Source organism: Paratissierella segnis, assembly GCF_014385195.1.
In the GTDB taxonomy this organism is placed as follows: domain Bacteria; phylum Bacillota; class Clostridia; order Tissierellales; family Tissierellaceae; genus Paratissierella; species Paratissierella segnis.
Genome location: NZ_JACRTG010000016.1, coordinates 266,279 through 288,524, shown reverse-complemented (window position 1 = coordinate 288,524; position 22,246 = coordinate 266,279). Strand labels below are relative to the sequence as shown.

The window sequence follows — 22,246 nt, the reverse complement described above, 5'->3', positions numbered from 1 at the left end:
TAACCCTCCTTAGCTCGTTGCTAATTCCATTATCTTATCTTGTGTTGCTTCATCTTTTGAATATTCTCCTATAATCTCTCCATGGGCAACTACATAAATCCTATCACACATACCCAAAATCTCCGGAAGTTCGGAAGAGATTAAGATGATACTTAATCCTTCTTCTATCAATCTATTGATTATATTATATATTTCAAATTTAGCTCCTACATCGATCCCTCTAGTGGGCTCATCTAAAATCAAGATTTCGGGTTTAGCAAACAACCATTTTGCAAGAGAAACTTTTTGTTGATTACCTCCGCTTAGATTTTCTGCAAGTTGCTCAATACTTGGAGTTTTTATAGTCAAATCATCCTTATATTTATTTGCCACTTGTATTTCCTCATTTTCATTTATAATTCCCATAGAAGCCAATAAATTTAAATTTGTAATAGTGATATTCCTTTTAATATCTTGATTCAAAATTATTCCTTCTCTTTTTCTATCCTCTGTAACATAAGCAATACCGCCTTTTATTGCATCCGTAGGCTTATTAAAAGTCTTCTTTTTCCCTTTTATAAATAGATCTCCATCAATTTTATATTCCCTAGGATTGCCAAAGATGCTATATGCTAATTCTGTTCTACCGGACCCCATAAGACCAGCAATTCCTACTACTTCTCCTTTTTTTAAATTAATATTGATATTCTTTAATATGTTTCTTCCAATATTTGGATCATAAACATTCCAATTTTGTACTTCCAATACAATTTCTTCTGAAATTTTTGATATTCTTTCAGGATAAATATTATTTATTTCCCTACCTACCATATTTCTTATCAAAATTGGCTCCGAAATTTCATTTTTCGATGCCTCTAATGAGCAAATGGTTTTTCCATCCCTAAGGATTGTCACGGTATCAGCTATTGAGATGACTTCTTTTAGTTTATGAGATATCATAATTGAGGTAATTCCGTCATTTTTAAGTTCCCTTAATAAGTTAAAAAGGTTTTCAGAATCATCATCATTAAGAGCTGCAGTTGGCTCATCCAAAATAAGCAGCTTCACGTCTTTGCTAAAGGCTTTAGCTATTTCAACTAATTGCTGCTTACCAACACCTAATTCTTTTATCTTTATTTCGGGATTTATATTTAATTTTACCTTGTCTAATAACTTTTTTGATTCTGCGATGGTCTCAACCCAGTCGATTGCAGAGCCGTTTTTAATTTCATTTCCAAGAAAAATATTTTCATAAATGGTCATCTCGGGAATTAATGCTAATTCTTGATATATTATGCCTATTCCCACATTTACGCTGTCCTTAATATCATTAAATCTTTGAATTTCTCCGTTAAAAATGATATCTCCGGTATATTCACCATTGGGATAAACACCTGATACCACCTTCATAAGGGTAGATTTCCCCGCACCATTTTCTCCTACCAGACAATGAATTTCTCCCCTTTTAACCTTGAAATTTACATCATCTAATGCCTTAACTCCGGGAAATTCTTTAGTAATATTTTTCATTTCCAATATATAGTCATTATCGTGTCTACTCATAGGTATACACTCCTTACAGATAAAATTAGGGGGTGGCCTTTCATCCACCCCTTCACCTCTTGCTACCTATTTTAAGTTTGTAAATTCAGAAGCATCATAATAACCTGAATCAATTAAAGCTTCCTTTACATTTGATTGGTCAACTACTATAACTTCTGTTTGTTTTGCCTTAACATCTATAGTTTTATTGTTATATGAGCCGGTGGTTACAGGTGTTTCTCCCTTTAGCAATTCAATTGCCATATCCATAGAATCCTTTACCAATGTGCGAACATCCTTAAATACCGTCATTGTTTGCTTACCATCGATTATATACTGTATAGAAGCTTTTTCCGCATCTTGACCGGTAATTACATAGGACTTAACATCTGTATCAGCCGCAAATGTATCAGCTATTGATCGAGCAGTACCATCATTTGGAGCTAATATAAACACATCCCCCTTATCCCCTGCGGATGCTGCAGTTAGATGTGATTCAGCTTTATTCTTGGCATCATTAAAGTCCCAATTTGTTGTAACTTGACCTATTATCTTGCTCATTTCTTCCCTTGTCAATATTGGCTTATCTTGTAATGCGATTGCCTCGCTTGAATTTTTAATTACAAATGTACCATCGGCAATTTTAGGTTGCAGAACATTCCACGCACCTTCAAAGAACAAAAACGCATTGTTATCGGAAGCGGCTCCGGCATATAGATATAGCGGATTGCCCTCGCCCGATGCTTTATCTATCAAATATTGACCTTGAGCTTCCCCTACTGAAACGCTATCAAAGGTTACATAGTAATCTATTGCGTCAGTGCCTGTGATAAGTCTATCATAAGATATTACTTTTACGCCTTCCTTCCTTGCTGCTTCAGCTGCTGCGGCGGCGCCATCACCATCATGAGGACATATTATCAAAACCTTTATCCCTTTGGTAATCAAAGCTTCTACATTTTCCTTTTCTTTAGCTGATAAACCTTGACTAAATAAAATTTCGACTGAATATTCTGTATCCTTTAAAGCCTCTGTGAACCTGGTCTCATCTTGAACCCATCTTGGTTCGTCTTTTGTAGGAAGAACTATGCCTACATCGACCTTACCACTAGTATCTGTATCGTGCGTGGCATCGTTATCACCACTGGTTGGTGTTTCCCCACCATCTGTTTTAGGGCTACATCCTACAAATGCACCCAGTGTAAATACCAGAATAAGTAGGAAAACGATTGCCCTAATTCTATTCTTTTTCATTAAATCCCCTCCTTAAATTTGTTTAGATATTAATTATAGAAACCAAGCATCTAATACGTACAAGTTGTTAAATTTATTATATAGTGGACAAGTTAAAAAGTCAATGTCAATTCACAATGAAAAGAGGATATCCTTCAAAATCATCGCCCCTACGAATGATACCTAAGATATTAATCGAATCTTTTTATATTTATATTAGATGTATATTCTATAATATGCTTAATTATAATTAAAAAAGAGATTAGCTTCTCGCTAATCTCTATACATTACTCACTTTTAGAACCCGTTGCGCCTTCACTCTTCATTATCCCTTTCATGCCTAAAGTCGCCTCAACACTACCGTCTTTAAAAACCCATAAAGCTTCCACTCCATCAAGGGATTCAACAAATTTTTTGCTCTCTTCAAACGGAAGCATAAAAACAGTAGTAGATAAAAAATCCGCTTCTCCTGAATCAGCCGTTACAACGGTTACGGCTCTATAATAATCTCCGGGCATCAGAGTCTTTGGGTCTATTAAATGATGATAAACTTTGTCTCCTACCATATAGTATCTTTGATAATCTCCGCTAGTTACAACGGAAGCATCATTTATGAATACTGTATCCAAAACATTGGACTCATTGTTTCCAATGCTCATATTGGGATTTTGTATACCTACTCCCCATCTTTCCCGTATTCCATCTAGTGGCTTTCCAATAGTTCTAATATTCCCCCCAGCACTTATGATCCCTGAATTAAAGCCCTTTGCCTCAATTTCCCGTGCAACGATTTCGGTTGCAAATCCTTTAGCTACAGCTCCGACGTCTAAACTCATTAGAGGGTCTTCCAAATATATTGTGCTATTTTCTAAATCAACTATTACCTTATCTATGTCCGTATGTTTATTTGCCTCTTGGAGTTCATCCATTGGCGGAACCATTGCATTTTTAGGGTCTTCTTCCGCCATTTCCCTATATTGGGTCCATATATTTAAGACTGCACCTAATGCAATATTTGTTTCCATTCCATTTTTATAATACATATCTTTTGAGAATTGAATTAAATCAATTATCTCTTTATCCACCTTTACAGGTTGTTTCCCTGCATTATCATTTATAGTTTTTATATTGTTGATACCTTCATAATTATTATATTTATCATAATACTTATGAAGTACCAGCATCCTTTCATGTATGTCTTCTACATAGGACTTAAATTCTTCCTCGGTATTTGTATATCCGACTATTTGAATAATAGTATCAAATGTATCAAAAAAACTATCGCTGTATTTATTATATTTATCTTTCTTACAACCTGATAAACTGGCTATTAAGATAATTAAGATTAATATCATTGAAATTTTTTTCTTCATTTATTGTTCACCCTTGTTTATAATAACAAAAATAAATCTAACCTACAATGAAAATCGTAAAAAATTAACTCCCCCAATTAATGAGGGAGTTTAAATATTCCTATCTATCTATTTAATTATTTTGCATTTGCTGCTGCTTTTCCAACTACATCAAGATAACTAGAAACTGATATAGTAACTGAGGATGTTAATTCCGGTACGTCAGGGATTCCTGGTCCATGATCATTTTCTTTAACCTTTAATCCGGTGATTTCATCTGCAGTCTTTCCAATCATCCATTCTTGGAATGCATTCATTTGTTCATACCATTCTTTCTTTATAGGTGAAGCATTCTTCATATTATAATCTTCTTTTAATTCATGTTTTGTTTTATATTCTGCTGCTGCATCTGAAGTGACCTTGCCTTCTTTATCGAAGTTTATCTTAACTTGTGCAGTATCAACTATAGCAGCCACTACCTTACCGTCTTTGTCAAATGCCATTGCTGCCATATTTGTATCGGATTGAGCTACTGGTAATACTTCTTTTCCGTCTTTATCAGTTCCTAATTCTTTTGAACTAGCAATACTGGATGATACGCCTAAACCAACTTTTTCTGCACCTGTAGCATCTACTGCATTGTCCCAAGCTTCTGCGACTGCTGCAATATAGTCTTGAACAGTCATTGTAACAGAAGATGTTAATTCTGGTACATCAGGTATATGTGTATGATGTTCGTCTTTTTGTGTAACTTTAAGATTCTTTATTTCATCGACAGATTTACCAATCATCCACTCTTCAAATGCATCCATTTGTTCAAACCATTCTTTGCCTATTGCTGATGCTGGTTTCATATTATAATCCGGTCCTAATTCTTTTTTTGATTTAACCGGAGCATCTATATCTGCTGAAATCTTAAGATCTTTATCATATGGTGTCTTAGCTTGAACTACATCTATAGATACGCTTGCTACTTTACCATCTGCATCAAATCCTACAGCAGCCATTGTTACGTCTGCTTGTCCTAAAGCTAATACATCATTTCCATCTGCATCTTTTGAGCTTGCAATTGAAATGTTTTGTCCTAAACCTAATTTTGCAATCTTCCCGCCTTCAGCAGAAGAATCTTGATCATTATCTTGATCTTCCGGTTGTGTTACAGGTGGTTCTGGATTATCCTTTGTTTCATCAGGTTTTGAACATCCAACTAAAGCTGTCATTATTAAAGTAAGTACTAGTATCAGTGATACTATCTTTTTCATTTTCAAACCCCTCCATTAAAATTGAAATATTAATTTATGTGCAACAATATTTATTATACCACGTTGTCTAAAAATAAACAATAGGTTTGTTAAATATGTAATTATTCTATATATAATGTCATACTAAATTTATTGACAAAATGTCATGTATGAGATTAGAGGATTTTTCTCTCACTTTTTTCTATTTAAATTCTTATTAACTCTTATTATTGAATTTATAACCACAGCAATCAATGGTCCAAGAAGTACTCCTATTGGTCCAAGTATTATGGAACCTACAATTGTAGCTATAAAAGTGTACAGAGGCCTTACTCCAATCTGGTCACCTAGTATTTTAGGTTCTATAAATTGTTTTAATATTGTCATAACCATATATAGAATTGCTAAATTTATACCAAACTCCTTATTTGTCCAGAAATAAGAAACAAATGACCAAGGAATCAATACAATTCCAGCACCCAAAATGGGAATTATGTCTAATATTGATATTAATATAGCAATGGGTATAGCAAAGGGAGCATCTATAATGGTAAGACCAATACTCAAGATTATAAATGTTATAAACATTATAATTAATCGTGATTTTAAAAAACCCCTTATGCCTTTACCTGTATCTTTTACGATTTCTTTAAATAGATTTGGACGATTATCCATAGAAGCCTCCTTGTATTTTGGATACCCCTATTATATCAAATAAATACTATTATTTATACCCTCCTCTTAGGGGGTATTTGCGGGATGGTACAGTCCCCATCCCCTACAACTGCAGCCGAATGACACAAAATGTGTTTTTTCTAATCTCTAATATCCCATAAATGCTGTAGCTATTGGGTAGCCTATAAATATGGTAACTATAACTGATATAAACATAGTTACAAATCCATATTTCATCATCTGCCCCGTAGTAGTCCAACCTGATGCACTTGCCAAGGCAACATTGGGATGAGCAGGGGGAGTAGCAAAAGCAAATGCCCCCATCATACCAACAATTGATGCTACAGCCGGTGTACTAATCTTCCCATTTGTAGCAAGACAAATTGGAATTGCCACAGCGCAAACTACCGTTATAGTGACCATATTGGAAGAAAAGTTCGTCTGTATAGCTGCCCACAATGTAAAAATAGTTATAAGTGCCAATGGGCTTAAACCTTCTGACATCTGCGATATATTACCTGTTAGCCACTCGGCTAATCCAATATCCTTATTTGTCATAGCAGAACCTAAGGCCAATGTAGCTGCAGTCATAATCAAGCTTCCCCATGAAACTCCTTTGCTCATTGAATCTCTAAAATTCATTAAGGGTTTTCCTTCCACTGTAATAATTAACAAAAGAATAGCTCCCACTAATGGTGGAAATGAAGTCCCCAATGAATTGATATAGTTAGCAAAATTTGGGAATACAGATTCAAGAAAACTTGGTAAAACCCAAAATGCGATTACAGTAAAGAAAATACATAATATAATTTTTTCGTGTTTTTCCATAGGTTTAATGCTGGATTTTAATGATCTCATATCAATTGTAGAGAATTTAGACATATCAGGTCTTAAAAATACCTTAAATAACAGAATCATAGCTACAAAGCTAATCAAGCCAACAGGAATGGCAAATGCCATAAATGAAGCATAACTTATAGTCTTACCCGTTGCAACTTCATAGAAGCCCATTGCCATATTTGAAAATACATGTGCAATAGGGGTCATCCCTGAAGACAATGCACAGGCTATAGTTTGTCCCATTACTAGACCATTTGCTAACCTATCATCTTTCTTAAGCTTAAGTGTATGGCATATCTCATCTAAAATAGGCAAATAAATTACATACAACACTGTTGGTGACATAACTAAACCTATTATCAACACAGATGCACAATATGATATTAAGAACCACCATGGTCCTTTTCTGGCGACTTTGCTGGTAATAAAACCAATAGCGCATCTTCGTACAAAGGAAGTCTGTGAAACCGCATAGGTGCACATAAATGTGAACAATAGAAATGAGAATGTTGAGCCACCTATTGAGCTTGATATCATTGCATTGAAATCTATCTCCGGTATAAATGCCAGCCCTGCCAGAGCTAATAAACTAGGCCAGTCTATTGATATTGTTAACCATAATATCAAAACACCTATAAATACACCCAAAACCTGCATCTGTGATGGAGTAAGCCCCCCGGGACCGGGTATAAATCTAAATAATGATATAAACAATATAGAAATAAAAATTAAAATATTCCTTTTTAATGAACTATAATTATTGGCATTTGAATTCGAATTCCGTGCCATTTTATACGCCTCCTAATAATGCTTAATTTTATCCAATACATATAATATCCTTATTACTTGCCAACAACTCTTTTTTTGATAGGCTTATATAGTTCTTCCTTATTTATATCAGGCTTTATTCCATATAAGTAATCCAGAACTATCTTTGCTCCCTTATCCATGCCCTGACAACCTGCCAAAAGTACTATATCATCTTTTTCTACCTTTTTTAATGCCTTTTCTATAGCTTCCTCCAATGTATCATATATATTTAGCTTTATACCGGCAGACTCAATAGTATCCTTAAATACTTTTTCTTCCTCATCTGACACCATATCCTTACCTGTCACAGCCCCAATGCTTTTTGTGCCTATAATCTCTTTAATATTCAATTTGTCCTTCCATGCAACAACCGCCTCTGCATTTTCCTTATTTACGGTAATCCCCCTATTCCCTCTTATTGCATAAATGAGATGTAAATCTTTGTGATCTATTTTGCTTAGAGTTTCAAGACTGACATTTATATTTTTTAAATTTGCAAAATGATCATCTATGATGAGAAAGTCGTTTTCATATATATATTCAAATCTTCTTTCTACTCCTTTGAATCCCTTTAGTCCTTCTTGAATTTTTCCCTTGGGTATTCCATCTGTTAATGCTATAGCAATTGCTACAATTGCATTTTCTACAGAATGATAACCCGGAATACCTAATTCTACTTGGAATTCATCTTTTCTTATTATATTTGAAAATGCTCTATATTCTCTATTTACCACTACCTTAAATTTTGCTCTGCCCTTTATAAGTTCTATATCTTTCAAATATATATCTGCATTTTCATTCTTCTGTGAATAGGTAATTACATTGGCTCTTGTTTTGGATATAAGCGTTCTTATTTTTGCATCGTCTATATTTAATAATGCATAGCTTCCTTCCTTTGCATTCCTAATTAGGCTTGACTTAGCCTCCCAATATTTTTCAAAGGAGCCATGTTGGTCAATATGCTCTCTGCTGAAGTTATTAAATGATACTATATCAAAGTCTACATCATTCACTCTATATAATTCCAGTGCAGAAGATGAAACTTCCATAGGAACTTTTTCTATCCCTTCCTTTTCCATTAAACCAAATAATCTATGCAAATCTAAGCTTTCCGGGGTAGTCAATTCGGCCGGGACATATCTCTTCCCGACCTTGTTCATCACACTGCCTATTAATCCTGTTGTAAAATTGGCCTTCTCATAGATTTCATTTAACATGAATGTAGTTGTAGTCTTTCCATTTGTAGCCGTCACCCCTATTACCCTCATATGTTCTGATGGAGAATTATAAAACTTATTGCTTAATTGAGACAATGCCTCTCTGGAATTTGAGACCTTAATTTGAGGTATATTTATTCCATCTGAAAAATCTTCCACTACTACCGCTACAGCACCATTATTGATACTCGAATTTATATATTTGTGCCCATCGGTTATATATCCTTTTATTGCAACATAAAGGAAATCCGATTTAACTCTTTCTGAGTGATATGCTATGCCCTCTATATTCAGATCTCCCTCATAATTTCGTGTATCTATTATATTCAGTGATTTAATTAATTCTTCTAAAAGCATATTTTTAAACCTCCTACCTGAACAACTTCCTAAACACCTTCCCTACAACTATTCCAAAATAATTGAATGCAGGCTTTGGGTCATTTAGACTCCATATAGCCGGCGCTTTTTTTCTTGATAATGACTTGATAACACTTCCGGTTGTCAGCTGATTTTTCTTTATATATCCTCTTATAGCCAATAAATCTTCTTGAAGATATCTAAATGCTAGCCCCGTATCCTCTTTGACTGCCTTTGGTTCCAAAGGGTCTCCTATCATATCTCTATAAGCCACATACGGAAAGTTTATACCTGCCTTGTAGAGCAAGCTGTTTAAGTTTGTAGTTCTCGTATTTATTTCGATTAAATAATATTTCTTCGTTTCAGCATCCTTTTTAAATTCAATTTCTCCAAAGCCCTTATATTTTATAGCCTTGAAAAATGGCGCGCCAATATCATAAAGTTCTTGAACATATTTTTGTTCTGTATATACAGAAGCGCCAAAATTGATTGGATATTGTCTTAGCTTGTGACAAGTCATCCAGTGGGTAACTTCCGATTCCTGATTCATATGAGCATCGAAGGTATACATATGGTCATCAAATCCCGGAATTATCCTTTGAACAATGACATCTAATTTTGCATCTTTACTTAAAGATAATGCCTTATCCAATTCCTCTTTATTATTCACAAGGAATATTTTTTTTCTGAATTTTGCTACAAAGGAAGCCGAATCCGTTGGCTTTACGATACAAGGATATTTAATTTCTTTTTCCATTCTTTCATAGAAATCTTTATCAGTTGGCCTAGTTGTTTCAGGAACTAAAACTCCATGCTTTACTGCCAATTCATGAAGAGATTCTTTGTTCATTACCTTTGTCCAAAGGCCCTGTTCCGTCATAGGGATTAAATAATATTCACTTAATCTATCAAGATAGGCATCCATAAATTCAACATATTGATCTGCTCCAGGATATAATACGGGTTTTAATTGTTCATCTTTTGCAAAGTCAATTAAAAATTTTAGAAGTCCTTCCGGATTTTCCTTATAATGTGGTGCTATTAATTGTTCATTTAAATATTTTGATTTAGCACCGTATGTTTCCTTTTTTGAATAATCAACAGCAACAGTATAAACTCCATTTTCTCCTAAACACCTTATAATACTAAGACCTATATAATAATTTGAGCCCAATATAACAGCCTTATTATTCATTATAATCCCCCCGATTAGAGCAAAAGTTATCTTTCTTATCGCTTAAAAGAACAACTTAGCTATTTATTATTATTTAAAAATATCCCAAATTCCCTTAAGCTTAACTTCTTTGGAATTTGGGATATTCATTTTCCTTATTAAATGTTTCCTCTTGAAAAAACATAAAGATACCCGACATTAAAAATATGTCTCCTATACTTATAATTTTGGGTAATGGATAGGGTTTAGGTATCAATATAATATCCGCCAGATATTTGAACTTAGTATTTTTATTTATTCCCATGTGTTTAATATCAAATTCCCTATAAGGCAAGATAGTCTCATCTCTAATGCCTTTAAATCCATTTATAGATACCGGCATTTTCCCATTATTAGCTGTTATTACTATTAAATTTAATAATATACCTATTAAAAATAATTTCATGTATTTTTTTTCTATGTTCAAAAGTATAGTAATAATCATAAATAAATAGGATAAAATTATTAAATATTTGAAATTTTTAAATACAAAGTCTTCTAGTATATTATATTTTACGGATAAGGAAATAAGCACCTGAACACCGGCAGATATAAATAATATATACCATCCTTTAATATTAACATCTTTAAGCTTTTTTAAACTTCCTTTTCTTAAAATAACTAAAAGTATAGAAATAATGGCTGGCTCTATAAACATTGAATCTACTCCCTAGTGTAACATAATAGATACAAATCTCTCGGCCAATTCGGGATGAAATTGTGTCCCGGCATTTACTCTAATCTCCTCCAGAGCTTCTTCTTTTGACAGCGCCTTTCTATAAGGTCTATCCGATATCATAGCATCATAGGAATCCACTATAGTAAGAATACACGCTTCAATAGGTATTTCATCTCCTTTTAATCCGTCAGGATACCCTTTACCATCATATCTTTCGTGATGATGTTTTATAATAGGGGTGATATTTTTTAGAAAGTCCACCTTATCAATTATTTCGGCTCCTATACTTGGGTGCTTCATTATTTCTTGAAGTTCCTCCTGACTCAACTCAGCTGCTTTGTTCAGAATGCTATCATGAATACCAATTTTGCCTATATCATGTAATATTGCAGCAGTTTTGAGATCTTCTATTTTATCAAAGGGCAAATTGTAATCTTCTCCCAATCTTACGGCTAATTCTTCAACCCTAGAGGCATGTCCACTTGTATAAGAATCTTTTGCCTCTATTGTCTTATTCAACGCTTGTATAGTGGATATATATAGATTTCTCATTTCTACATAAAGTTTGAATGAATATCTGGCCAAAAGCAAAGGTCCAAAAAATAGAATAACCGCTCCATATCCATAGCTTATATAAGCTAGAGCCATTATAACGCCTAATGACCCAACGGCTACGGCACTCGGAAACACTCCCTTTATATTTGTACCCCAAGTTTTAAAAAATTTTGTATTGTTTGAAACGGATAAAAACCCCGATATCAACACAGTATTTAATAAAACACCGAAAAGCAATATTACTATAGTTGGTATTAGATTGAATTCCCCAACTTTACCACCCACAAAAATATATATTAACCCAATTGTTGTTGTTACTATTATACTTTGAGACACATTAAAAACCGTCTTATATAAAGGAAGATTAAATGTATGGATATAACCCTTTCCTGTTACTTTAGCTACCCTGCATAATACACCCAAAAATGAGGAAGTAGTTGCAATTAATGGACCACCAACAATAAGAGATGCAATATTAATAGCATAGCCAACTGAAACACCAACAGCATTATTAGGTAATGGAATAAGAAGAGATTCAACAATTATTGATAGGATTGTCCAAAATATTAATAGTTTTATATCAGTATTATAAGAACTCTCAAGCATAAAAGAATAAATTAAGATAGCAAAAACTGATAATAATCCAATATATATCTTAGTTTTTAAATTCAGTTTCATTTTTTAAACTCTCCTTTTTGCAATTATGCCGGCTAATAAATTAAATCAACTAGATTAAAGTAAAGTTTGCACCAGCAGATAAAACTAATGCTAATAAACTAAGTAATGCTAATGTAAGTTTTTTCATTGAATATAGCCCCCTTTTAGAGTACTATGCTCTTTCGCTATTTAAGCATGCTATATTCGCTTCGCTTTAGTTATATTTTTTTAAAATTAGCCGGCATTAACTACCCTCTTTGATACATATCGATTTACTGCATCTAAAGTTGCTCTAACCGCTGCTTCTTTATAATCATTTCCTATAAGGCATGATCCACAGAATCTTTTTTCTATTCCGTCTAACAGCGCCATAACAACAACTACTACTGCTTTTTCGGTAGATACAGGTATTGACTTAATATCCTCTAATGTAAAGGTATCTCCAAGCTCACAAGCTTGTTCTACAGTTTTTAATGTAGATTCTACTAACATTCTATCTACATTTCTTTTAGAATTTATACCTGACAAGGTATTTTCATATGTATTTTTATTATAACTAAGTACAACTTTTATGGTTGCCCTTGTTCCCAGGTTTTCATAAGATATTGATTTTAAAACAAGTCTACAGTTTACCTTACCTAAAGATTCATCCAATATTTCAGCAACGCTGATTATTTTGTGATCTACTTGAATATCATATGTAGCTATAAGTACAGATTGCACATCCCTCACTATTTGTTTGGGACTTCTAAGTGCATTGGAAACAATATGAATCTCCTCAATAATATCCTTTTCACCTAAAACAATTTTACAAGAAACTACCGATTCAATCTTTTCCAAATTTCTTTCAATTATTTCAAAATTCATATTACCCCCCACCGTCCTCATATGTTATTCATATAGTAACCATTCATCATTATGATATTATCATTATTTGGCAGACCTTTCAACAAAAATATTACAAATTCGGATATAATATGAGAATAAATTACAAATTGCAATTCACGATTCACAATTCACAATGTACAATCGACCCTTGGGTCGTCCTGTCGTGTACCCTTTATAGTCTAAGGATGAGACAAGCACTAAAAAAGAATGGTTAGCCAAAACCATCCTCTATACTAAATCAATTCATATAACATTTTTACTGCGACTACCAATGACATGGTAACAAATATCGGTTTAATAAATTTTGCTCCTTCTTTTATAGCAATTTTTGAACCTAAAGATGCTCCGAAAATCATAAATATAGCCACCGGTATACCCATTAGGTAATAAATCTTCTTATTTAATGAAAACATCAAAAGAGAAGCAAAATTGCTGGTAAAATTCATAGCTTTTGCATTTCCGCTAGCTCGTACAAAATCAAAACCAAAGATTTTAATAAGCCCAAATATCATAAAAGAGCCAGCACCCGGTCCAAAGAAGCCATCATAAAACCCCATGCAAAATGAAAATATCGAACCTATAATAAGAATCTTTTTATTGACTCCCTTAAAATTATCCTCAAGTCCGATGCTCTTAGAGAAAAAACTATATATTCCCACACCTAATAGCAAAATCAATACTATAGGTTTTAATATATCGGAATCCAAAAGAAGTACAGTCCTTACCCCGGTCAAGGCACCTAAAAACGTAAAAGGCAATAATACCTTCAATATGTTCTTGTCAGTCTTTCCCGATTTTGTAAATTTTATAGTACTTGTCATCGAGCTGCAACTTGAAGAAAACTTGTTGGTTCCTAAAGTGAAGTGAGTAGGAAATCCAACTGCAAGGTACGCCGGAACGCTAATTAAGCCACCGCCTCCTGCTATGGCATCGACAAAAGCAGACAAAAACCCTGCGCCACATAAAAATAATATCTTTAATGCTATATGTGCATTTGCTAACATTTAGTTCCCCCAAAAATCCAAAATTATAATACTATATATTATGGTACTAATTTTCATAACTTTTGTAAAGCAAAATGTATTTAAAAATGTTTTATCCTCATCCTGCTTTTATCTCTTTGTCTCTTCTAATTTTTTCTTTTCTCTAATAACTAGTTTAGGAACTCTGCCTATCAATAACCACCTAGGCTCAAATAATGCTATCAAAAATACAAGTCCTGTTGTCAAAATCCAACCCAATGCATAAATTATTAGAAATGAACTTAATCTTCCATACCCTATCCAACGTGGAAAATTTGCCATTAGTTTTTGCTTTATAAACTCTAATACCATGGGATGTGCAAAATAAACTCCCAACGAATAAGTTCCAAAGGATTTTAAAAGTCTTACAGATGATTTATCCATATCCTTTATTCTTCTGGTAACCCAGACCAATACTGTAAAAGTTGTCAATCCATATATCATATTCATTGGTCTTATAGAGCCATATTTCTCAAATTCACTCATATTATTGTTGGTATATATGTTCAGATAGACTTCCCCTAAAAAAAATGCTGCGGATAAAATATATATAATTCCTATTTTCTTTATATGTTTCTCCACCATTTCAACAAATTTATCATAATGATAACCGATAATTCCTCCGGTTAAAAAATAATAAAACCATCCCATTGCCGTCTTCCAATAATATTCATCGATAAATTTAAAAATAGCAATATTAGTAGGTACCTTAAAATAAAACTCATATATAAGTAATGCTGCTTGTAATACAAAGATACTTATAAAAGTTTTAACAGGTTTATTTATCATCGAATTTGATAAGTATTTTATAAACAAGGGAAACAGAATATAAAATTGCACTATTAAAAATATAAAATATAGATGAGAGAAGGTATTTCCCAACAATATATCCTTAATTAGACCTCCAAACCAATTTTCTCCAACAGGTATCCTATAAAGATATGCCTTAAATAAAAAATATCCAATAGCCCAAATTATATAGGGAAGTATCAAATAAACCGCTTTCTTTTTATAAAACTTTTTAGCATCGAATTCCTCGGGAATTCTGTAGTTATAAAAAAGTACAAATCCTGAAAGCATCATAAATACCGGCGTTCCAAATCTAAAAAACTGGTTTAAAAATGTACTTAGATGCATTACCTTACTGCTAAATTGGGAGTATAATGCAAACCCTCCGGTTGCATGTATGGTAAATATTCCGAAAGCCGATATGGCTCTCATATAATATAACTCCATGATCTGCTCCCTCTTCTTCATAAAAATCAAATCCTTTCTATAACAATTCACACCTTATAAGTATACATAAAAACTTTAAAAAAAGCAAAAGCATTGGGGAAAATGAACAGCCCCAACGCCTTTATCCTTCTAAATATGCTTTTCTCACCCTATCATCCTCTAAGATTTCCTCCGATTTTCCTTCTATTTCAATCTCACCATTTCTTATAATATATGCCCTATGGCTTAATTTCAATGCAAGATTGGCATTCTGTTCCACCAGCAAAACTGTGGTGCCTGACTCATTTATATCACTTATAATCTTAAATATTTCCTTAACTATTATAGGCGCCAACCCCATGGATGGTTCATCCAATAGAAGCAGTTTAGGTCTGGACATCAATCCACGACCTATAGCAAGCATTTGTTGTTCTCCTCCTGATAGAGTCCCCGCAATTTGCCCCTTCCTTTTTTCAAGAATTGGAAATAGAGAAAACACCTTCTGATAGTCTTTGTCCATTTCTTTCTTATCATCACGTATATAGGCTCCCATTTCAAGATTTTCCATAACACTCATCTTTGTAAATATCCTTCTCCCCTCAGGAACATGGGAAATGCCCAGTTTAACCAAATCAGTTGCTCTTAAATTATTAGTCATCTTACCATTGAATTTTACTTCCCCGCTCTTAGGAGTCAATAACCCGGATATGGTTTTTAATGTAGTGCTTTTACCTGCGCCGTTGCCCCCGATTAGGGTCACTATTTCCCCTTCATTAATTTTTAAACTTAAATCCTTTAATGCATGAATCGCACCATAATAAACATTTACATTTTTAACCTCCAGCATCACACTGCCTCCTCGCCAAGGTACGCCGTTATAACTCTCTTATTATTTTGTATTTCTTTCGGTGTTCCGCTGGCAACTAAATTCCCATAATCAAATACAAAAATTCTTTCGCAGATATTCATTACAAGGGACATATCATGCTCTATCAATATAATAGTAAGATGATATTCATTTCTAATCCAAAAAATTAAATCCTTCAGCTCTTTTGTTTCCTTAGGATTCATCCCTGCGGCAGGTTCATCTAAAAGCAATATCATAGGTTTGGATGCCAAAGCCCTAGCTATCTCCAATCTCCTTTGATCTCCATAGGGCAAATTTTTCGCAAGCTCATCTTTTTTATTCAGCAGATTAAATTTTTTCAAAAGCTCATAAGCCTCATCAAATGAATCCTTTCTCGATATAGACCTTTTAAATAATAAACTGTGAAACCCCAAAAGAACATTATCAAGAACGCTCATATCTTTAAATAATCTTATGTTTTGAAAGGTTCTGGAAACACCGTAGTGAACCATCTTATGAGGTTTTAAATCCTTAGTTTTAACTTTAGTATTTAAATTATATTCTATTTGACCTGATGTAGGCACATATATTCCGGTTAATAGATTGAAAAGAGTGGTTTTCCCAGCGCCATTCGGTCCAATAAGTCCGATAATTTCGCCCATCTCAATATTTAAATTTACATCAGTTACAGCTTTAATTCCGCCAAAATTTTTAGTCAAATTAGTTACCTTTAGCACTGACATGTTGGAAATCCTCCTTTCTTAATCCCTTAAAATATTTTCCTTCTTTATCTTTTTTCCCTACAAGTCCTGTAGGTCTGTATACCATTACTAAAAAGAGAATTATTGAGTAAATTACCATTCTAAGTTCCGGTATATTTTGTAAAAACAATGAAATAACAGATAAAGCTATGGCTCCAACGATTGAACCTAAAATACTACCCATACCGCCAAATACAACAGTTACTACTATATCAACTGATTTCATAAAACCAAAGGAATCAGGCTTAATAAAATAAAAGTAGTTTGCATATAAGGAGCCTGCAATTCCGGCAAAAAATGCACCGATAGCAAAAGCAAATACCTTATATAAAGTTAGATTTACGCCCATAGCCTCGGCAGCTATTTCATCTTCTCTTATGGCAATACAAGCTCTCCCATGAAATGAATTGAGAAAATAGCGGATGACCAATACTGTAACCACTGTCATTATAAAAACATAGGTCCAATTAGTATATTGAGGTATGTCATTAAACCCTATAGCTCCACCTATGTAATCAGTATTTAAAGCTAAAATCCTAACTATTTCTCCAAACCCAAGGGTTGCTATTGCCAGATAATCTCCTTTAAGCCTTAAAGTCGGTATACCTATCAAAACTCCTGCAATTGCTGAAACAATACCGGATGCGATCAATGCAACTATAAAAGGCAATCCCATCTTAGCAGTGAGAATAGCAGATGTATAAGCGCCGATTGACATAAAAGCAGCATGCCCCAATGAAAATTGCCCTGTAAACCCGGTAATGAGATTAAGGCTTACGGCCAAAATTATATTGATTCCAATTAGGAAAATATTGAGCTGCAGATATGAATCAATGATTCCTGTATTTATCAAATATTGTCCTGATAAATATGCAATCAATAATGAAATAATTATTATTATGTTTTTCTTCATATCGATACCCCCTATACCTTTTCCTTAACTGTCTTGCCCAATAGACCATTGGGTTTAATCAACAATATTAGAATTAATATGGCAAATGCAACAGCGTCCTTAAATACAGATCCCCCATATGCACTTACCACTGTTTCAATCATCCCAAGAGAAAATCCCCCCAATACAGCCCCCGGGATTATTCCGATTCCGCCAAATACCGCAGCAACAAATGCCTTTAATCCGGGGGTTGCTCCCATTAGAGGGTTGATGGTGTTGTAATAAATTCCCACCAATACTCCTGCTGCGCCGGCTAGGGCAGAGCCTATGGCAAACGTAAATGATATTATCTTGTTTACATCCACCCCCATCAGCTCTGCTGCTTCCTTATCCTGCGCTACTGCTCTCATTGCCTTTCCCAATTTGGTCTTCTTAACTACATATTGTAAAAGCAACATCAATAAAACCGTGATTGCAACTATATAGATATTCTTCTGATCAATGATTATTTTTCCATTAAGTAAACTTATGCTTTTTCTTTTCAAGACCTCCGGGAAAGTCCTGGTCTGCGGGCTTACAAAATACATCATAGTATATTGTAAAAATAGAGAAACACTAATTGCTGTAATAAGAGCTGAAATTCTCGAAGAATTTCTAATAGGCTTATACGCTACCTTTTCAATTACCATTCCTAAAATGCTGCAGCCTATCATTGAGAGTATCAATGAAGGTGCAAATCCAAGACCTAAAAATGTAGTAAGAGCAAATCCTATATAAGCGCCCATCATATAAATTTCTCCATGAGCAAAATTGATTAAATTGATGATTCCATATACCATCGTATAACCTAAAGCTATAAGTGCATAAATGCTGCCTAAGGATACTCCGTTAATCAATTGTTGTATAAGCTGTTCCATTTAAAAACTTCCTTTCGATTATACCTAAGCTTAAAAGCCTAAAATTCTATTTTGGATCCAATTTTTTTAAAAATGTTGGTTCTCCCTCTTTAAGTTCCAGAATAGTAACAGATTTTAGTGGGTTATGCTTCTCGTCAATGGACAAAGTTCCGGTAACTCCTTTAAAATCCTTAGTTGCTGCAAGGGCTTCCTTTAATTTTTCCGGATCTGCTTCTCCTGCTCTAATAAGTGCATCTTTTAAGAAGTAAATCATATCATAACCTAAAGCATTAAATGCATCCGGATAATTCCCATATTTAGCCTTAAAGCTTTCTTTGAATTTAGCCACTTCTTCTGTATCATCCAGTGGAGAATAGTGACTTGAATAGTAAACATCGTTTAATGATTCCTTTCCTGCAATTTCTATTAACTTAGGTGATTCATAGCCATCGCCGCCAAGGATCGGAATATTCAATCCCAATTCTCTTGCTTGTCTGACAATTAATCCTACTTCTTCATAATATCCCGGTACAAATAGTACATCAGGGTTTTCACCTTTAATATTTGTAAGCACTGCTTTAAAATCCGTATCCTTTTGTTGATATGCTTCCATTGTCACAATACTGCCGCCTAAATTCGTAAAAGTTTCATTAAAATTCTTAGATAACCCTTGGGCGTAATCACTTGTAGTATCAGCTAATATTGCCGCATTCTTAGCCCCTAAATCATTGAATGCAAACTCTGCCATCATAATTCCTTGGAATGAATCATTGAAACAGGTTTTAAATATATAATCTCTTACATTTCCATTGCCGTCTATTGTAATGCCGTCTTCAGTAGCCGAACCGGATATCAGGGGAATTTTGTTTTGCATAGCTGCCGGTGTTGCTGCCTTTGTATTTCCTGAGGTTGCAGGTCCCAACAATACCACTACATTATCTCTTGTTGCTAATTTGGATGATACATTCGCAGCTTCAGTATCTTCCGATTTATTATCGGCTTTAACCGTTTCAATCTTCTTTCCCAAAATGCCTTCTTTATTCACTTCTTCTATTGCAAGTTCAATTCCATCTACTAATCCCTGACCATACGTTGCTGCTCCGCCGGTAAGTTCATAGTTTAGCCCTACCCTAATAGTATCCGCATCTTTACTATTAGCATCATTACTTACAGTTGAAGGTTTACAACCTGAAAGCATACCTAAAACTAAAACCATTGACATAACTATTAATAAAACTTTTTTCATATTAACACTCCTGTCTTTTTCAATTTGTTTAATTGATAAAGTTAAATCAAAAAATTAAAAATGCCCCCATATGTATAGTTACATATAGAGGCTAACATTAGCGGTACCACTCTATTATATTATTATCTTGCGATAATAAACTCAAAATCAGGTTCCGATGGAAAAATCCAAATAAACCCTAGCCTTGTAACGGAGCAACCGTTATAACCTACTTAAGTTCAGTTATAAAACTTAGAAGTGAGCGCTTACTATCCAATCCATACCGGCTTTCACCAAATCTCGGCTCTCTTTTAAAGATTATCTTGATAGCTTACCCTTCATCATTGTTTTTTAATTTTTCGTTTTTTAACTTAAGAAATAATATAGCATCATATTTCATACTTGTCAACAATAATTTGAAATTTATTTTTTATTATTTTTCAATATAAAAATAATTTGCAATAGTAAGTATTTAATCTAATTGTTGCCAATTACATATAATTGGCTATGCCCCACAATTGTTTTTTCTATTGTTTCTAAATGAGAAAAATTGAAAACACTTTCCTTGCCTAAAAATGAAATATATATTTCGTCATCTTTCATTTTTCTGACAATTTAGGGCCATTGGATACAGTTCCTAATGACCCTAAAGCATATCTTTTAATACTTCAACATCTTTTATCAGTATTTTTTTATTTCCCCTAAAATCTATATAACCCATTTCCTTAAAATGATTTAATTTCCTAGTCATAGTTTCTCTTGAAACGCCTGCAAAACTTCCCATTTCTTCTCTATTTATAGAGAGATTGAGCATTATCCCTTCTTTTGTATCTGTCCCGAAATCATGTATCAGTTCCAAAAGCAAACTTGCAACCCTTGAATCTATATTATTAGAAGATAATCTATCTACCAAATCTTCTGCCCAAATAATTCTATCATATGCCTTCTCCAATATCTTCAAAGGAATTGTAGGATTTTTCAAAACAATTTCATCGAATTCAGCCTTGGATAGCGTACTTACTATAGTATCCTCTAATGCGACCCCATTAAATTTATATTCATCCTTCTTTAAAAGATTAAATCCTCCGATAAAATCCCCTGTTGAATAAATATAAAGTATTTGCTCCCTACCATCAGTTAAATTTTTGAATATCTTCATTTTTCCTGAGCAAATAATATATAGCCTATCAGCGCTATCTCCGGTTCTAAATATAACATCACCCTTTTTATAGGGTTTAACAACTACGCCTTCCGAAATCTTTTCGATTTCATCATCATTTAAATTTGACAATAAGGGGATGTTTTTTATACACATTATCCCCTTACAGTTTTCATTGTTGTATTTACATACTTCACACTTTGACATGTTATCACCTGTTTATATTATATGATACTTTTTTGTACCCTTATCTTTTCCTTTTCCAACAGCAAAGAGAGTATCTCTTCATACTTTTTTGCCTTATTCAAATCCATTTCAGGTACATTCTTTAATTTATAGTCTCTCCCTAGTTTCTCATATTTATCTATACCCATTTTATGAAAGGGGAGTATCTCTATTCTTTCAATTTTTTCGCATAAGTGTGAAATATTATTAAAAAGCTTATACATGCTTTCCTCATTGTCGGTAAATCCGGGAACCATAACATGTCTAATCCATATTTTTCCCTTAAAGTCATTTAGATATGACAGGAATGTATAAAAACCATTCATGCTTTTACCTGTTAAATTTTTATATTCTTTATGGCTGAATTGTTTTATATCCAATATAACAACATCCGTATACTCCAGTATTTCTTTGTAATATTCTTCTTGCCCATATCCGCTGGTATCTAAGCAGGTATTTATTCCTCCTTTTTTTAGTAACTTTAAACTCTCCAGTAAAAATTCTCCCTGAATCAAGGATTCACCACCGGAGAAGGTAACCCCTCCGTTACTTCGTTTATAATATGATTTATATCTCTTTGCCGTTTTTAGAACTTCTTCCGGTGTTATTCGATTTTTAGAAAACATTGTCTGACTATCAGGATTGTGACAATACGCACATCTTAGCGGGCACCCCTGCATGAAAAATACAGTTCTTATACCGGGTCCGTCCACCAGTCCCATAGTCTCTATGGAATGAAGCCTACCTTCTACCATAAAAATCACCT

Annotated in this window: 21 protein-coding genes; all 21 read right to left on the bottom strand. The window is 33.6% G+C overall.

Going from position 1 to position 22,246, the window contains the following annotated elements; all coding sequences use genetic code 11:
- Positions 1-9 precede the first annotated feature (9 nt).
- The 21 genes from H8707_RS06600 to pflA all read right to left on the bottom strand — a co-directional run bounded on the left by H8707_RS06600 (position 10) and on the right by pflA (position 22,235).
- A complete protein-coding gene (locus tag H8707_RS06600; RefSeq protein ID WP_262429338.1) occupies positions 10-1,542 on the bottom strand; it encodes a sugar ABC transporter ATP-binding protein in 1,533 nt (510 codons plus the stop codon).
- A gap of 66 nt (positions 1,543-1,608) precedes the next feature.
- Positions 1,609-2,775, bottom strand: coding sequence for a sugar ABC transporter substrate-binding protein (locus tag H8707_RS06595; protein WP_262429337.1), 1,167 nt, complete (start codon positions 2,773-2,775; stop codon positions 1,609-1,611).
- 266 nt (positions 2,776-3,041) lie between these two features.
- Positions 3,042-4,127 carry an FAD:protein FMN transferase gene (locus H8707_RS06590; protein WP_262429336.1) on the bottom strand — a complete coding sequence of 362 codons (1,086 nt, stop codon included), beginning with the start codon at positions 4,125-4,127 and terminating at the stop codon, positions 3,042-3,044.
- Positions 4,128-4,243: 116 nt separating this feature from the next.
- Positions 4,244-5,368, bottom strand: a complete 1,125-nt coding sequence (locus H8707_RS06585) for a hypothetical protein (protein WP_262429335.1) — start codon at positions 5,366-5,368, stop codon at positions 4,244-4,246.
- A 171-nt stretch (positions 5,369-5,539) separates the two neighbouring features.
- Positions 5,540-6,022: an AI-2E family transporter gene (locus H8707_RS06580; protein WP_262429334.1), complete on the bottom strand. Its 483-nt coding sequence runs from the start codon at positions 6,020-6,022 to the stop codon at positions 5,540-5,542.
- Between the two features lie 147 nt (positions 6,023-6,169).
- A complete protein-coding gene (locus tag H8707_RS06575) occupies positions 6,170-7,651 on the bottom strand; it encodes an SLC13 family permease (RefSeq protein WP_262429333.1) in 1,482 nt (493 codons plus the stop codon).
- 53 nt (positions 7,652-7,704) lie between these two features.
- On the bottom strand, positions 7,705-9,246 hold the full coding sequence (locus H8707_RS06570) for a Mur ligase family protein (protein WP_262429332.1): 1,542 nt from the start codon (positions 9,244-9,246) through the stop codon (positions 7,705-7,707).
- A 13-nt stretch (positions 9,247-9,259) separates the two neighbouring features.
- Positions 9,260-10,441 carry a carboxylate--amine ligase gene (locus tag H8707_RS06565; protein WP_262429331.1) on the bottom strand — a complete coding sequence of 394 codons (1,182 nt, stop codon included), beginning with the start codon at positions 10,439-10,441 and terminating at the stop codon, positions 9,260-9,262.
- Between the two features lie 100 nt (positions 10,442-10,541).
- Positions 10,542-11,117, bottom strand: coding sequence for a DUF5317 domain-containing protein (locus H8707_RS06560; RefSeq protein ID WP_262429330.1), 576 nt, complete (start codon positions 11,115-11,117; stop codon positions 10,542-10,544).
- 12 nt (positions 11,118-11,129) lie between these two features.
- On the bottom strand, positions 11,130-12,371 hold the full coding sequence (locus tag H8707_RS06555) for an HD-GYP domain-containing protein (RefSeq protein ID WP_262429329.1): 1,242 nt from the start codon (positions 12,369-12,371) through the stop codon (positions 11,130-11,132).
- Positions 12,372-12,584: 213 nt separating this feature from the next.
- Entirely contained in the window at positions 12,585-13,217 is a 633-nt protein-coding gene (locus H8707_RS06550; RefSeq protein ID WP_262429328.1) for a type III PLP-dependent enzyme domain-containing protein, read from the bottom strand.
- Positions 13,218-13,471: 254 nt separating this feature from the next.
- Positions 13,472-14,242, bottom strand: coding sequence for a TSUP family transporter (locus H8707_RS06545; RefSeq protein ID WP_262429327.1), 771 nt, complete (start codon positions 14,240-14,242; stop codon positions 13,472-13,474).
- A gap of 108 nt (positions 14,243-14,350) precedes the next feature.
- Positions 14,351-15,496: an acyltransferase gene (locus H8707_RS06540; RefSeq protein WP_262429326.1), complete on the bottom strand. Its 1,146-nt coding sequence runs from the start codon at positions 15,494-15,496 to the stop codon at positions 14,351-14,353.
- 121 nt (positions 15,497-15,617) lie between these two features.
- Positions 15,618-16,322, bottom strand: coding sequence for an ABC transporter ATP-binding protein (locus H8707_RS06535; protein WP_262429325.1), 705 nt, complete (start codon positions 16,320-16,322; stop codon positions 15,618-15,620).
- The gene (locus H8707_RS06530; protein ID WP_262429324.1) at positions 16,322-17,065 is read right to left on the bottom strand and encodes an ABC transporter ATP-binding protein; all 744 of its coding nucleotides are present in this window, start codon (positions 17,063-17,065) and stop codon (positions 16,322-16,324) included. The genes H8707_RS06535 and H8707_RS06530 overlap by 1 nt, the downstream gene beginning before the upstream one ends.
- The gene (locus H8707_RS06525; protein ID WP_262429323.1) at positions 17,043-17,996 is read right to left on the bottom strand and encodes a branched-chain amino acid ABC transporter permease; all 954 of its coding nucleotides are present in this window, start codon (positions 17,994-17,996) and stop codon (positions 17,043-17,045) included. The genes H8707_RS06530 and H8707_RS06525 overlap by 23 nt, the downstream gene beginning before the upstream one ends.
- A gap of 11 nt (positions 17,997-18,007) precedes the next feature.
- Entirely contained in the window at positions 18,008-18,892 is an 885-nt protein-coding gene (locus H8707_RS06520; RefSeq protein ID WP_262429322.1) for a branched-chain amino acid ABC transporter permease, read from the bottom strand.
- A 46-nt stretch (positions 18,893-18,938) separates the two neighbouring features.
- A complete protein-coding gene (locus tag H8707_RS06515) occupies positions 18,939-20,117 on the bottom strand; it encodes an ABC transporter substrate-binding protein (RefSeq protein WP_262429321.1) in 1,179 nt (392 codons plus the stop codon).
- A 456-nt stretch (positions 20,118-20,573) separates the two neighbouring features.
- Positions 20,574-20,699 (bottom strand): hypothetical protein, encoded by a 126-nt coding sequence (locus tag H8707_RS06510; protein ID WP_262429320.1) that lies wholly within the window; start codon positions 20,697-20,699, stop codon positions 20,574-20,576.
- Between the two features lie 43 nt (positions 20,700-20,742).
- Complete coding sequence (locus H8707_RS06505) at positions 20,743-21,387, bottom strand: Crp/Fnr family transcriptional regulator (RefSeq protein ID WP_262429319.1); 645 nt, start codon at positions 21,385-21,387, stop codon at positions 20,743-20,745.
- Positions 21,388-21,479: 92 nt separating this feature from the next.
- Positions 21,480-22,235: a pyruvate formate-lyase-activating protein gene (pflA, locus tag H8707_RS06500; protein WP_262429318.1), complete on the bottom strand. Its 756-nt coding sequence runs from the start codon at positions 22,233-22,235 to the stop codon at positions 21,480-21,482.
- Positions 22,236-22,246 lie beyond the last annotated feature (11 nt).

Excerpts from the sequence above, each read along its gene's own strand:
- H8707_RS06600 (WP_262429338.1), bottom strand. The coding sequence starts at position 1,542 with ATGAGTAGACACGATAATGACTATATATTGGAAATGAAAAATATTACT.
- H8707_RS06595 (WP_262429337.1), bottom strand. The coding sequence starts at position 2,775 with ATGAAAAAGAATAGAATTAGGGCAATCGTTTTCCTACTTATTCTGGTA.
- H8707_RS06590 (WP_262429336.1), bottom strand. The coding sequence starts at position 4,127 with ATGAAGAAAAAAATTTCAATGATATTAATCTTAATTATCTTAATAGCC.
- H8707_RS06585 (WP_262429335.1), bottom strand. The coding sequence starts at position 5,368 with ATGAAAAAGATAGTATCACTGATACTAGTACTTACTTTAATAATGACA.
- H8707_RS06580 (WP_262429334.1), bottom strand. The coding sequence starts at position 6,022 with ATGGATAATCGTCCAAATCTATTTAAAGAAATCGTAAAAGATACAGGT.
- H8707_RS06575 (WP_262429333.1), bottom strand. The coding sequence starts at position 7,651 with ATGGCACGGAATTCGAATTCAAATGCCAATAATTATAGTTCATTAAAA.
- H8707_RS06570 (WP_262429332.1), bottom strand. The coding sequence starts at position 9,246 with ATGCTTTTAGAAGAATTAATTAAATCACTGAATATAATAGATACACGA.
- H8707_RS06565 (WP_262429331.1), bottom strand. The coding sequence starts at position 10,441 with ATGAATAATAAGGCTGTTATATTGGGCTCAAATTATTATATAGGTCTT.
- H8707_RS06560 (WP_262429330.1), bottom strand. The coding sequence starts at position 11,117 with ATGTTTATAGAGCCAGCCATTATTTCTATACTTTTAGTTATTTTAAGA.
- H8707_RS06555 (WP_262429329.1), bottom strand. The coding sequence starts at position 12,371 with ATGAAACTGAATTTAAAAACTAAGATATATATTGGATTATTATCAGTT.
- H8707_RS06550 (WP_262429328.1), bottom strand. The coding sequence starts at position 13,217 with ATGAATTTTGAAATAATTGAAAGAAATTTGGAAAAGATTGAATCGGTA.
- H8707_RS06545 (WP_262429327.1), bottom strand. The coding sequence starts at position 14,242 with ATGTTAGCAAATGCACATATAGCATTAAAGATATTATTTTTATGTGGC.
- H8707_RS06540 (WP_262429326.1), bottom strand. The coding sequence starts at position 15,496 with ATGGAGTTATATTATATGAGAGCCATATCGGCTTTCGGAATATTTACC.
- H8707_RS06535 (WP_262429325.1), bottom strand. The coding sequence starts at position 16,322 with ATGCTGGAGGTTAAAAATGTAAATGTTTATTATGGTGCGATTCATGCA.
- H8707_RS06530 (WP_262429324.1), bottom strand. The coding sequence starts at position 17,065 with ATGTCAGTGCTAAAGGTAACTAATTTGACTAAAAATTTTGGCGGAATT.
- H8707_RS06525 (WP_262429323.1), bottom strand. The coding sequence starts at position 17,996 with ATGAAGAAAAACATAATAATAATTATTTCATTATTGATTGCATATTTA.
- H8707_RS06520 (WP_262429322.1), bottom strand. The coding sequence starts at position 18,892 with ATGGAACAGCTTATACAACAATTGATTAACGGAGTATCCTTAGGCAGC.
- H8707_RS06515 (WP_262429321.1), bottom strand. The coding sequence starts at position 20,117 with ATGAAAAAAGTTTTATTAATAGTTATGTCAATGGTTTTAGTTTTAGGT.
- H8707_RS06510 (WP_262429320.1), bottom strand. The coding sequence starts at position 20,699 with ATGAAAGATGACGAAATATATATTTCATTTTTAGGCAAGGAAAGTGTT.
- pflA (WP_262429318.1), bottom strand. The coding sequence starts at position 22,235 with ATGGTAGAAGGTAGGCTTCATTCCATAGAGACTATGGGACTGGTGGAC.